At 39.6% G+C, this 13,527-nt stretch carries 13 protein-coding genes; 5 read left to right on the top strand and 8 right to left on the bottom strand.

Features of this window, described 5'->3' with window-relative positions:
- Positions 1–3 precede the first annotated feature (3 nt).
- Complete coding sequence (locus J6836_RS11570; protein WP_219244221.1) at positions 4–1,032, bottom strand: threonine aldolase family protein; 1,029 nt, start codon at positions 1,030–1,032, stop codon at positions 4–6.
- A 311-nt stretch (positions 1,033–1,343) separates the two neighbouring features.
- Here J6836_RS11570 and J6836_RS11575 point away from each other — a divergent pair, with 311 nt between their 5' ends.
- From J6836_RS11575 to cdd, 3 genes are all read left to right on the top strand, one after another.
- Complete coding sequence (locus J6836_RS11575; protein ID WP_219244222.1) at positions 1,344–1,811, top strand: CidA/LrgA family protein; 468 nt, start codon at positions 1,344–1,346, stop codon at positions 1,809–1,811.
- The gene (locus J6836_RS11580; RefSeq protein WP_219244223.1) at positions 1,811–2,506 is read left to right on the top strand and encodes a CidB/LrgB family autolysis modulator; all 696 of its coding nucleotides are present in this window, start codon (positions 1,811–1,813) and stop codon (positions 2,504–2,506) included. The genes J6836_RS11575 and J6836_RS11580 overlap by 1 nt, the downstream gene beginning before the upstream one ends.
- Before the next feature lie 203 nt (positions 2,507–2,709).
- Positions 2,710–3,597: a cytidine deaminase gene (gene cdd, locus J6836_RS11585; RefSeq protein WP_219244224.1), complete on the top strand. Its 888-nt coding sequence runs from the start codon at positions 2,710–2,712 to the stop codon at positions 3,595–3,597.
- Between the two features lie 262 nt (positions 3,598–3,859).
- Here cdd and J6836_RS11590 read toward each other — a convergent pair whose 3' ends face one another.
- The 3 genes from J6836_RS11590 to J6836_RS11600 are packed head-to-tail and all read right to left on the bottom strand — an operon-like array spanning position 3,860 to position 6,167.
- A complete protein-coding gene (locus J6836_RS11590) occupies positions 3,860–4,804 on the bottom strand; it encodes a serine protease (RefSeq protein ID WP_255586218.1) in 945 nt (314 codons plus the stop codon).
- Positions 4,771–5,508: a hypothetical protein gene (locus tag J6836_RS11595; protein WP_219244225.1), complete on the bottom strand. Its 738-nt coding sequence runs from the start codon at positions 5,506–5,508 to the stop codon at positions 4,771–4,773. The genes J6836_RS11590 and J6836_RS11595 overlap by 34 nt, the downstream gene beginning before the upstream one ends.
- A gap of 41 nt (positions 5,509–5,549) precedes the next feature.
- Positions 5,550–6,167, bottom strand: a complete 618-nt coding sequence (locus J6836_RS11600) for a hypothetical protein (protein ID WP_219244226.1) — start codon at positions 6,165–6,167, stop codon at positions 5,550–5,552.
- Between the two features lie 413 nt (positions 6,168–6,580).
- On the opposite strand from J6836_RS11600, the gene J6836_RS11605 reads away from it, so the two are divergent.
- A complete protein-coding gene (locus J6836_RS11605) occupies positions 6,581–8,278 on the top strand; it encodes an NAD-dependent malic enzyme (protein ID WP_219244227.1) in 1,698 nt (565 codons plus the stop codon).
- A 162-nt stretch (positions 8,279–8,440) separates the two neighbouring features.
- Positions 8,441–9,340: a rhomboid family intramembrane serine protease gene (locus J6836_RS11610; RefSeq protein WP_219244228.1), complete on the top strand. Its 900-nt coding sequence runs from the start codon at positions 8,441–8,443 to the stop codon at positions 9,338–9,340.
- Positions 9,341–9,385: 45 nt separating this feature from the next.
- Here J6836_RS11610 and J6836_RS11615 read toward each other — a convergent pair whose 3' ends face one another.
- The 4 genes from J6836_RS11615 to murQ all read right to left on the bottom strand — a co-directional run bounded on the left by J6836_RS11615 (position 9,386) and on the right by murQ (position 13,371).
- Entirely contained in the window at positions 9,386–10,168 is a 783-nt protein-coding gene (locus J6836_RS11615) for a sulfite exporter TauE/SafE family protein (protein ID WP_219244229.1), read from the bottom strand.
- Positions 10,168–11,013, bottom strand: a complete 846-nt coding sequence (locus J6836_RS11620) for a MurR/RpiR family transcriptional regulator (protein ID WP_219244230.1) — start codon at positions 11,011–11,013, stop codon at positions 10,168–10,170. The genes J6836_RS11615 and J6836_RS11620 overlap by 1 nt, the downstream gene beginning before the upstream one ends.
- A 17-nt stretch (positions 11,014–11,030) precedes the next feature.
- Positions 11,031–12,392, bottom strand: coding sequence for a PTS transporter subunit EIIC (locus J6836_RS11625; RefSeq protein ID WP_219244231.1), 1,362 nt, complete (start codon positions 12,390–12,392; stop codon positions 11,031–11,033).
- 61 nt (positions 12,393–12,453) lie between these two features.
- Entirely contained in the window at positions 12,454–13,371 is a 918-nt protein-coding gene (murQ, locus tag J6836_RS11630) for an N-acetylmuramic acid 6-phosphate etherase (RefSeq protein ID WP_219244232.1), read from the bottom strand.
- Between the last annotated feature and the right edge of the window lie 156 nt (positions 13,372–13,527).

Genomic DNA, 13,527 nt, shown 5'->3' on the forward strand with positions numbered 1-13,527 from the left:
TTTTTATTTTCTAGCCACCCCCATTGAATTAAACACTCTATTTAATTCATCCAATTTATCTTTATTTATATTTGAACTAGTAACAAACCTAATAATTTCATTCGTCCATGCTGTAGCTAAAATACCAAACTCCTTAAGTTGTAAAGCAAACTCATGTGCGTTTTTTTTATTTACCATTATAATATTGGTTTCAACTGGGTATCTTATTTCAAAAAACGGCTCTAATATTTTAGATAAATACTGGGCATTCTCATGGTCTTTTTTTATATTTACTTTGTACTCTTTTAATTTTTTTAACGCTATAAACGCCATTAGGCCAGATTGATGTAATGCACCGCCATACCACTTCCTAAGCTTTCTTGCAATTTGGATATCCCGCTCTTTTCCAATAAGCACTGAACCAAAGGGTGCACCAATTCCCTTTGAAAGACAAACATTGAGTAGGTCTATGTCTTTTACATAACTTTCTGGTGAAATATTAAGTGCCTCACATGAATTTAAAACTCTTGCGCCATCAAGATATAATGAAATTCTTCTATCATCACATAATTTTCTTAATGCCTTAATTTCTTCAATAGGGAATATACTTCCTCCATACGTTCCAATACTACTTTCTATCGAGATGACCTTAGGAGTTGCATATAAATATGACCACCTTGATTTATTATTGATAGCTTCAATGATATCTTTAACCGTTAATATTCCATTATTCGTTTTAATATTATTAATAACAAGCCCGCTAAGCGCTGATGTTGGAGAAGATTCAAAATAACAAACATGATAACCTGTTTCAGTAATTACTTCATCGCCAGGATTTGCTAATACCCTAAGACCAACTTGATTGCTCATTGTTCCAGATGGCATAAATAATGCTGATTCTTTTCCAAATAACGTTGCTGCAAAACATTCTAACGCTTTAACATATTCATCTTCATTGTAACAATCATCTCCTATCTTACAGAAATCTATGTTACTTAAATCATTGGGTAACAATTTAGTTAATGTATCACTTCTGAGATCTATATAATCCATTTATTTCCCTGTTTATTACTTGACCATGGAATTATTCTAAAACACTCTTAAATTATTTATTTAATTTATCGGTTAAACACTATAGTTCAACTACTTTTAAAATAAAAAATAATAACTGTGATATACGTAATAAATATTTAATATAATATACCTCAAAGATATTAGCTTAAAACTTTGCCTTCGTGAGTACATTGGCAGTCTGTGTATTTCAGTTTTCCATCTCAGAATGTTAAGATATTTTCTTGTGATCTATAGCACATTCCTTTAGTTAATTGTATGATGAATAGATGTCAAGCTACAGGACGGATCTCATGTCATTTAAACAGGTGCTGATAACGGGATGGCAGTATTTGCGCGCTTTCGCAATACTTTACCTCTGCCTGATTGTCGGAAACCTTATCTCTACCCTACTTCCTTTTGCCATTCCCGGCAGTATTGTCGGTATGCTCATTCTGTTTGCACTACTGGCACTGCAAATTATCCCTGCTCATTGGGCGCAACCCGGATGCAGTATTTTATTGAAAAATATGACCATTCTGTTTGTGCCTATCGGTGTGGGGATCATGAATTACTATGACTTATTGAGCCAGCAACTGATCCCGATTGTGGTTTCTTGTATGGTCAGCACCTTAATAGTCATGATAGTAGTCGCTATCAGTTCCAACTATATTCACAAAGAACGCCCTGTCATCGGCGCTAAACCTGATGAAGTTCCCCTTCCCCCTGAAGAGCCAATTTCTTCGGTAATTAATAATGATAAAACTAAGGGGAACGAATAATGTTAACGCACATTTGGTGGTCATTACCGCTGACAATTGTGGTGTTTTATCTTGCTCGCAAACTGTCAGTAAAATTTAAACTGCCAATATTAAACCCATTATTAATTACCATTGCGGTGCTTATTACCATATTGGTTATCACTAATACCTCTTATGAGCATTATTTTGCGGGCAGTAAAATCCTGAATGATTTACTGCAACCTGCCGTTGTGGCATTAGCTTTCCCTCTTTACGAGCAAATGCACCAAATTCGTGCCCAATGGAAATCCCTATTTAGTATCTGCTTTGCGGGTAGTATCGTCGCGATGTTTAGCGGTGCGGCGATTGCATTTTGGCTCGGGGCAACGCCAGATATCGCCGCCTCCGTATTGCCGAAATCAGTCACGACACCCATAGCGATGGCGGTTGCTGATTCAATTGGTGGGATCCCCGCAATTAGCGCTGCTTGCGTGCTGTTTGTGGGTATTTTAGGCGCAATGTTCGGGCACAGTTTATTTGATGCCCTACGTGTTCGCACCCATGCGTCTCGCGGGCTTGCGATGGGAACGGCTTCCCACGCATTAGGTACCGCACGTTGCGCTGAAGTTAATTACATTGAGGGGGCTTATAGTTCACTCGCATTGATGACCTGTGGGGTGATCACCTCATTAAGTGCTCCATTTATATTTCCTGTCATTTTGCATCTTTTTAGCTAATCTTATTAGTTACACACCCCGTTAATATGATGAGTAAGGGAAAACGATATTCTCTTACTTATCATTGAACACTAAAAACATGAGATATATCTCTCAATTAAAGAATTTGTTTCATATGTTTCATTTGAATTAGTGATTTAAATCACATTTCATTATGTGCTTTATTGAATAGAATGAAAGCAATTAAATAGGGAGGGTAACTCATGCATTCAAGATTTAAGGCCGCTTGGGCCGAGCTTCCAGAGAAGCTACAGTCTGTACTTAGACCTATCATTGATAAATCCGATTTCGCCGGAATGCTAACGGCTGAGCAAGTACAACACATTAAAGCGCAAAGCGGTGTTAGCGACTCAGAATTAGCATTCTCACTACTCCCTTTTGCAGCGGCCTATGCCGTTACACCAATCTCCCATTTCCACGTTGGTGCAATCGCTTGCGGCGCTAGTGGTAATTTATATTTCGGCGCCAATATGGAGTTTAGCCATGTTTCGATGGGGCAAGTGATCCACGCGGAGCAATGTGCGATCACCCATTCGTGGATGAAAGGCGAAAAGCAAATTACGTCGATCACCGTGAATTACACCCCATGTGGCCATTGCCGACAATTTATGAATGAATTACGCGAAGGTGGTAAAATTATGGTGCATTTACCGGGTCGTGAGCCAGCGGTACTACACCATTATTTACCTGATTCATTTGGCCCAGCCGATTTAAACATTACGACACTATTGCTTGATTCTGTTCAGCATGGTTATAACAACCAAAGCCGTGACAGGCTGTTAAGTGCCGCTATTGAGGCTGCTAATCAATCCCATGCACCTTATAGTCAATCCCATTCAGGTATTGCTGTGCAGCTCAAAGATGGTTCACTGTTTACAGGGCGCTACGCTGAAAATGCGGCATTCAACCCAAGCTTACCACCACTACAAGCCGCGTTAATTATGATTAACCTTGCTGGTAAAGATATCCATGCCATTGAACAAGCTAAGTTGGTTGAAAAGCAAGATGCGATAGTGAAACAATGGTGTACCACTGAAAATACCTTAAGTGCACTAGGTTGCCGACAAGTGGAATTGGTTTATTTGGATTAGTTTTATACTTATTTAAAAATAACGGTTATTGCTAATAAGATGAATAGAAAGCAATAACCGTTTATTGTTGCAAGCGATCATAGTACACATTTATCTTTTATTATTATCAATTTTAAATTTCAGTTAAAACTGAAAGATGCACCAGAAGAATAACCACTATAACTAAACTCCGGTACACTTGGCATTGAAGGCATTGAGTATCTATCGTCAAATGAGCTCATTGAATTATTCATTGATGACATACTATCTCTTAAATTATCAATCATACGATCATAATATTATAATTAATCGATGGTGAATCAAATAAACCCGTTTCAGGCAACATATAATCAGGTTTTTCAAGATAGTAATCTGAAAGAGGGTTTTTATGTTCAAATTCAGTTTGCCCTCGCCAATCAGTTTGTACAGAAAATCGGTTATTATCGCCAGATGGAAAATCCCAGAATGAAAATCTGTTAGTTCCCCTATCGATTAATGGGTTACCTGTTTCATATGTTAACCCTTTAATGTAATCCATATCTACATACACTTTAGGTGAGTCAAAAAAATCATAAGTATTTTTTAAAGTAATAATTCCACTGTCATAAATGTTGTCTATATCCGCAATCCGTCGAAGCCAACGATGTATTTGAGGCTGCTTACTAGCAGGTGCATCATACATACTATCAACCATCGTATTTAAGATACCTAGACTTAATTCAGCTTCTTTTTCTGTATTCCCTACCGCTTCTAATGCTTTTTGCCAATATACTTCTCGCGTTTCTTCATCAGGGAGTACATCAAAAACAAGTTGTAAGGTCCACGCTTCCACCGGCAATCCATGTTTGTTAAAAACATTTTCATGAAATACCATTGCTTCCTCATGGTTTATATCTCCGTTTATTTCTATTTCGCCATCTTTAAATCGACTTTTGAGTGTTTCTATATAACCATAAGCCATATCCATCCTTATTCTATTAAGACTATTACTATTAATTTCCAGTTCATTTTCTTCCATTACTTCTTCTAAGTAATTTAATGCAAAAGCACCTGAAAATGAGTCCCCTTTTACCACACTATTTGCCAATACTGCATAGCGATCCCCTTTGGCCTCTAAATATGTATACATTATCTCTGGGTTATTGGTCACATTCAATATTCTAGAAGCCATAGATATATCATGTCTATTTAATTTCATATTCCCTTGCCTGTGAGTTTCTCTTTCCATATATTACTCCTATTTTTTATGTGTTGGTTGATAAAATTTATTGTCGTATTTTTCATTTCACCCCAAATAATTAACTCTTCTATACTTAACTTAACCTCTACTTTTATTTTATATTCAGGAACAAGAAAAACCCCATTACATCTACTGTACTTTTGCTTAGGGATAACCCAAATACATCTGAAAAAGTCTGTTATCTCATCATTATCTATTTTCCAATAATAGCCAAACTTATCATTTTCCGAATCACTATATTTAGTTAGTTTTTTTAATTTAACTTCACTAAAATATAATCCTAGCTTTTCATCATATACAACATCTCCTTTTATTTTTTCCTCTCCCCAGTCAAGGTATATATAACGTTTATGCTCTAGATACCCCTTTACCTTGTCATTTAATGCTTCAATAGAGATTCTTATCGTTTTTTTCTTTGTTGTATATTCATCATAATTAACAGGTTTCATTTCTGGCCAACTCATCCTCAATGGTAACACCCTAAAATTAGCCTCACACCCCTTTTTATTTTCAATAAACCTTGAGTCAAAATAGCTATACCCTTCATATTCTGCAAAGTTATACACATAGTCACTCGGCACCTCAACTATTGTATGATTAAACTTCCCACACACAAAGCCGGGCCGATTGTTTGCATTAATAGCACACGAAAATAATAATAATGGAAATATTAAAAAAATATTCAATCGCATATTTTTCTTATACCTCAAGATTGATTAATTCATATATATGGTCAATACTTTGCCATGGATAATATTTTACCAATCCGTTTATGCCATTTATTAATTATGATTTTTTCTTTGTCGTTTACTTTTTTTTCTTTTTCTAACATCACTTTCATTAAGCTGTATATCACCGATAATTCTTGCCCTCTATCGCCTGACGCTTCCATGATTTTTTGCCAGTAGAATTCTTTTTGTTTTTCGTCTAATACAGAAAACACGACGCCTAATACCCAAGCCTCTTCTGGGATTTTATTACGTAACATGACTAAATAATGTAACTCATCGGCTTCTTTGTAAGTCATATCGCGAGCGACTTTTTCCCCAGCACTTTGCTTTATTAGCTTACTATTTAATACGGTGAGAGTTTCTAACGCATGGTCATAATGTAGTTTATCCATTAAGCCTTTATTGATAGGCTTACCTTTTTCTTTCATTACCAAATAAAAGTAATCTGCCACAATGCGGCCAAAAATGGGTGAACCATATTTGTTCTCATAAAGATATTGGTCGACTGCTCTGATTGTTTCTACTGAATTAGAATTGGCTTTTGAATAATTAAAAACACTCAAGAAGAAAATGACTGTTAATAACACCGATTTTTTATATTTCAAAATTAAACCAAACACGTAATGCTCCTTATCAAAGGTAATTTAAGAAATAACAACGTTGATAAGTTATGAAAAATAAAAACATGCAGCAATATATGATATTTTAAAATATAATTTTGTAGCTATTTAGTTAAAAATTCATTTATTAGACTAAAGATAAACATCAATTAACAAATTCAGAAAATAATAAAGAAATCTGTATTTACACCTTTAAATTTAAAAAGTTGATTAAAACCATTACGTTGCTAACCGTGATCTACCCGTCGTAATCACAACGTAAAAGTACGCTTTAGTTTCATTCCTTAACTAAATTCTTTATTATGTCTATAAAATTTTTAACGATTTTGCATCATTATTTACTGTACATATTTCCTGTTTAGCTTAGGATCTACCCTGACTTTGTTGATTAATCGTCCGAAGAGTGATATTTCATGGAACATGAATACGAAACAAAACGCCCTCTCTATATCCCCTACGCTGGCCCAATTTTACTTGAATTCCCTTTATTGAATAAAGGCAGTGCGTTCACTGAAGAAGAGCGCGCGAACTTCAACCTGCATGGCTTACTGCCTGAGCAAGTTGAAACTATCGAAGAGCAAGTTGAACGTGCTTATCGCCAATTAATTGATTTTAAAACCGATATCGATAAACACATCTACTTAAGAAACATTCAAGATACCAACGAAACCTTATTCTATCGCTTGATTGATGCCCACTTAACAGAAGTAATGCCAATCATCTACACCCCAACCGTAGGTGAAGCTTGCGAACATTTCTCTGATATCTACCGTCGTGCTCGTGGGTTATTTATTTCTTATCCGAACCGTGCACATATTGACGATATGCTGCAAAACGCCACGAAACAAAATGTAAAAGTCATCGTTGTGACCGATGGTGAGCGTATCTTAGGCCTTGGTGACCAAGGTATCGGTGGTATGGGCATTCCAATTGGTAAACTGTCACTGTATACCGCATGTGGCGGTATCAGCCCTGCTTATACCTTACCAATTGTTATTGATGTGGGAACGAATAACCCGCAACGCTTGAATGACCCTCTATATATGGGGTGGCGTCATCCGCGCATTACCGGCGACGAATACAACGAATTCCTCGATGAGTTTGTGCAAGCAGTTAAGCGCCGTTGGCCAAATGTTTTACTGCAATTTGAAGACTTCGCACAGAAAAATGCGATGCCATTGTTAACCCGTTACCGTGATGAGCTGTGCTGCTTTAACGATGATATTCAAGGAACTGCATCCGTCGCATTAGGTAGTCTAATCGCCGCTAGCAATGCCGCAGGCAGTAAATTAAGTGACCAACGTGTGACGTTCTTGGGTGCAGGCTCCGCGGGTTGTGGTATCGCCGAGCAAATCATTGCCCAAATGAAATCCGAAGGGTTAAGCGACGAAGAAGCTCGCTCACGCATTTACATGGTTGACCGCTTTGGTTTATTAACGGATAAGCTCCCTAACCTACTCGATTTCCAAGCAAAATTAACACAAAACAGTGCTAATTTAGCCAGTTGGGATGTAGACAGCGATTCTATTTCACTGCTAGATGTTGTTCGCAATGCCAAACCAACTATTTTAATTGGCGTTTCAGGCCAAGCGGGCTTGTTTACTGAAGAAATCATCAAAGAGATGCACAAGCACTGTGAACGCCCAATTGTGATGCCATTGTCTAACCCAACCTCACGTGTTGAAGCTCGCCCTGAAGACATCATCAATTGGACCGACGGAAAAGCGTTAGTTGCGACAGGCAGCCCATTCAGCCCTGTATCGTATAAAGAGCAAATATTCCCAATTGCCCAATGTAATAACTCCTATATTTTCCCAGGAATTGGTTTAGGGGTTATCGCGTCAGGCGCAAAACGTGTCACAGATGGCATGTTGATGGCCGCTAGCCGCGCATTAGCAAGCTGTTCACCACTGGCAAAAAATGGCGAAGGGGCTTTATTACCATTGTTATCTGATATCCAAGATGTTTCACGGATTATTGCGAAACAAGTCGCTAAAGAAGCACAAGTTCAAGGCGTGGCAACTGTCACCTCTGATAGTGCATTGGATGAAGCCATTGAACGCAATTTCTGGAAACCAGAGTACCGTACTTATAAACGTACTTCGTTCTAATTTATTGTTTATCAGATTGAAAGGCGCATAAAATATGCGCCTTTTTTATTTTCTTATTAATCTGAAAAAACAGACAAATACACGAGTTCAGATAATGGTAAATTGCGCTGATGGCTTTGCTTATTTAATATATCTAATACAACGCAGAGATAGGATATTGAAATGGCAGACCCTTTAGAGACACACATTCCCCATAAACCGAAGTTTTCCATTTGGGCCATGGCACTCACTTTATTGATTGTCGCCATAAATATCACCGTTTATTTTTATCAGCTTACTTATGCCGCCCCCCTTGATTCCCAAGAAAATAACTTATTAATATTTGGTGCAAATGTTTACCAACTCTCCTTGACGGGTGATTGGTGGCGCTACCCGATGAGTATGGTGTTGCATTCCGGGGGCTTTCACCTCACCTTAAATACCTTGGCACTTTTTGTGATAGGGATTGAATGTGAACGAACATACGGTAAATTCAGATACCTCGCTATCTACCTCTTTTCAGGTATTGGTGCAGCGTTCTTTAGTGCTTATTGGCAATACAGTGAAAGCATTAGAGAAGCCACCAGCCGTGCATCAATGAACTCATGGAACAGTTTATATTTACCTGATAATACGGTTTATATTACTGTCAGTATTGGTGCATCAGGTGCCATCATGGGGCTGGCTGCCGCTTCGGTTATTTACCTTTTAAAAGCCCTGAATAACCCCAATTTGTCCAGTGAAGAAAAAAGCCAATTAAAACGCCCGCTGTATAATATCATTGGGATGATTGCTTTAACTTTAGTGAATGGTTTGCAGTCTGGAATTGATAATGCAGCACATATCGGCGGGGCTATTTTAGGTGCCATTATTAGTGGTGCATTTGTTCTCGCACCGCAATCCACACCCTTGGCGAAACACCTTTCAAGTTTATTAATTTCTGTGATTGCGGCGGGATTACTTATTTTCACTTTGCAGCACTATTCGTCCTCGCAAGATGAAGACTTAAATGATGAGCGCGTTTTTATTTACCAAGAGATGGAAAAAGAACTGAATCATTTAAAGAAATGGGATTTAGATTAGCTAACTTGCCCTATTATTTGTCATATCAATAATAGGGCTACCTATTTAAAAAGAAAATAAATTCAGTGTCATCATAACCGCACTACAGGTGATCAGTAACAGGGTAATGTATTGAAATGTGCGCTCAGACAGGTGGATCAGTAAATATTTTGCCACTGGCATCACAATCAATGCCCCTGCACACAAAATAAGTGCCAGTTTTAAGTCAGTATACCCTTCCTGCGCATAAGCTAAGGCAGATGACCCCGACAATACCGTTGTGACAAAAATCGATGTCCCTATAGCCTGCTTAATATTCAATTGCATATAACGCAACAACATAGGCAAGACCACCACACCACCACCAACCCCCGTTGCCCCGAGAACAATTCCCGCTAACACTGCGGGGAGAGCCATGGATTTCAATTGGGAAGTTTGCGCCACGGTAATTTTTGCTGACGCGGCGAAAAACATTCTCTGTACAAATAAATAAAGGGAAAAAATAATTGCAGCTGCAACGAGAAGGTTAATCCCCCATTCAACTTGTTTTTCATACCCCTCAAGGCTACCCAGCCATGTCACCAACAAACTGGCTAAAAACGTACTTGGCAACATAATTGCTAAAACAATCATGGCCCCTTTGAATGGGATATTCCCGAGGCGAAAATGCATATATGAGGAAGAAACTTTCATCAACATCGATAAAAAGTTCGCCGTTGCCACCGCCGCCAATGCATTTAAGCCGAAAAAGTAGGTGAGTATTGGCAAGACAATCACCCCGCCGCCAACACCCGTGGTGCTAATGATCAGCCCGATCACCGCACCGATGGCTAACTCCGTTAAAATCATTAATTCTTGCCTTGTATCAGGGCTCGCCGCCCTTTTTGCAGTGCTGCATCGGCATCACTGTCTGCGAGAGTGAGGTATTTAAAAAACAGTGTATCGAACGTCACCATCTGCAAAACTTGTGGGGTAATGACACCAAGCTGCGTGTGCTGTTCATCATAAAAGTACGGTAAAGTGAAATCGGCCAGTTTTGTCGCATCATCTTGACCAAAACGGCATAAAGCCACAGTAGAACAGCCTGCCTCTTTAGCGGAGCGCAGCATATTATTGATTTCTTGCGTGTTTCCACGCGCAGTCACCGCGATAGCAAAATCATCGGCGCTCAAGTTTGCAGAGTAGCTCAGTTGAACATGCAGGTCATAACTAAATAATGTGTGCTTATTTACTCGGATCAGTTTATGGAAAATATCACTCGCCACAATCGCTGAGGAGCCAATCCCAAACAACACAATACGTTTGGCATTGACCATACGCTTAGCGACATCGTCAACCATTGATGGCTCTAATAATTCAAGGGATTTTTCAATCGCTGAAATAAACATTTGCCCCGTTTTTGCGATAATTTGAGAAGTATCATCGCTACGACTCAAATTACCATACAGGCTTTCTGCTTTATGTTGTTTCTCATCAGAGAGGTAATCCACCTTAAATTCAGGATAGCCACGGTAACCCATTTGGCGTGAAAAGCGAATGACAGACGCGCTACTAACCCCTGCCGCTTGGGCTAATTCAGCGGCATTCATGGCAATTAAGCTTTCGCGATTATCAAGTAAAAATTTCGCGATCCGCTGTTCAGTGCCTTTACCTCTTGTCTGCAAGCTTTCCAGTTTTACCGTCAGTGTCGACATGGCTATTCCTTATTTAATTATTTTTCAGGATCGGTGAAGCCTATTATCATACTGGCAATGAATCCGACAATCCATGCGCCTGCAACGGCAATGAGGAAATCAAGGATTTGGCCATCACCCACTAATGGGATTAAAGATAACCCTGCAGTACCAAATGGGATGATGATCCCCACATGGAAGAACGCCATTAATGCCCCGCCCGCTGCGCCGCCAATACAACCCGCAATGAAAGGTTTACCCAGTGGCAATGACACGCCGAATAACAGTGGCTCGCCCACACCAAAGATCCCCACTGGTAATGCACCGACTAAGGTTTTTTTCAGGCGTTGGTTTTTGGTTTTTAAGAATACCCAGAAACAAGAACCCACTTGCCCCATGCCACCCATGGCTAAAATTGGGAATAAGTAATTTAAACCAAAGGTTTGTAAGATTTCTGCGTGAATTGGAATTAAGCCTTGGTGTAACCCTGTTAACAACAAGAACAGGAAGCTACCGCCTAAGATCCCGCCCGTTGCGACCGCACCGCCACCACTATTTAATAACGCAACGGAGACACCTTGCGCCAGAATTTGATTTAAATAATGACCCGCTGGTTGGAAGACCGCGATTGCCACCATCGCCGAAACTAAAATAGTCACAAATGGGGTCACTATCAGGTCTAAGCTCTCTTTGATGATGCTTCTAAACCACACTTCAAATTTGGAGGAGAATACCACCACCATTAAGACCGCAAAAATACCGCCGCTGTTTGGTACTAATTTTGAACCAAATAAGGTGATATCCGCTAACCCTGGCATTGATAACAAGCCCGCCATCACAGCACCAATCGACGTTGATGCCCCTAACTCTTTTGCGGTATTAACCCCAATCATAATCGACAAGTAAGCAAATACCGCACTACCGATTAATTTTAATAATTTGAACAATTCAGGGAACTGATCGACCACTTCAGGTGCGACTAATCGAACAATATTAATCAGCCCCATAATTAGACCACAACCAATTAGAGCGGGAATGGTTGGTACGAAAATCGCGGCTAGTGTATTCAGCGTACGACGAATTGAGAAACCTTTTTTCTTTTCAGGTTCTGTATTTTCTGTACTTGCTGCGCCGCTGCCCTGCATGCGCTTATTCATCACAGAAAACACTTTTGCCGCGGTTCCCATGCCAACAATCACTTGTTGTTGTTCTCCGTTAAAAATAACGCCTTTAACCCCTTCAATTTGTTTTAAGGCTTCGGCATCAAATTTTTCATTGTCCTTTAAGACTAAACGGATACGAGTCATACAGTGGGTCAATGTTGCCACGTTCTCAAAGCCGCCCGCATATTTTTCTATTTCTCTGGCGAGTACTTCCAGATGTTCTATTTTATTAGCCATATCGTTCCCCTAATGTTGGCGCAGCTATTTTCATAACTTACCCGCATTTTTTTCCCATTTATTAACGGCGAGTTTCTAACATGCTATCCAATGTAGTATTTGGATGCTGTTGAACGAGTTCCGTTGCTTGCTGTGCATTAATTTGTAATTCAAACATCAAAATTGCGCGTCGTGGATGGTAGTCCACTTGCTCTAATAACCGTGCTGCGGCTTCGGTATCAATACCGCAAACTTCACTGACAATACGCTCTGCTCGGCGTAATAACTTATAATTGCTTGCGACAACATCAACCATTAAATTGGTATGAATACGCCCTAAACGCCCCATCACACAAGTGCTTAACATGCCTAAAATCATTTTTTGTGCGGTACCGCTTTTCATGCGTGTCGAGCCCGATAACACTTCAGGCCCAACGTCAGGGGCGATGGCTAATTTCGCCACGTCACTAATTAACCCATGACCCCGCGTGGTGATCGCGACAGTTAACGCCCCGATTTCATTGGCATACTCAATACCTGCAAGGGTAAAAGGTGTTCGCCCGCTTGCTGCAATACCGATAACCACATCTTTTGCAGTAAGTTGGCGTTTTTTGAGTTCATCAATTGCTGCATCCGTTGAATCTTCAATATTTTCAACCGCTTTAAGCATGGCATCATGGCCACCCGCAATAATGGATTGGACTAATTCAGGGGAAGTACCAAATGTTGGGGGGCACTCCGCACTGTCTAATACCGCCAGACGACCAGAGGTACCTGCACCAATATAAAATAACCGCCCACCTTGTTTCATGCACTCTGCAATTGCATCAACCGCCACCGCAATATTCGGCAGTACTTGTTGAATCGCCCCAGCAACAGTCGCATCCGCTTGGTTAATGGCGGAGACCATCGCTAACGTTTCCAACCGTGAAAACTGTAGCGTCTCTTGGTTGAATTCATTTTGTAGGCAGTCGCTCAGTGTATTTTCCGCTAGAGACATTAAAACGCCCTCGAATTGAAATTATATTTCATTAAAAATTACTATATATGAATTTTAATTTCAAATTAAATCACAATAAATGAATAATTTCGTCAGCGAATATGATCGCTCTCACAGTTCATTCAAGGAAAAAACAGGTATTTGCCGGCCATAAAA

Source organism: Providencia sp. R33 (genome assembly GCF_019343475.1).
Taxonomy (GTDB): Bacteria; Pseudomonadota; Gammaproteobacteria; order Enterobacterales; family Enterobacteriaceae; genus Providencia.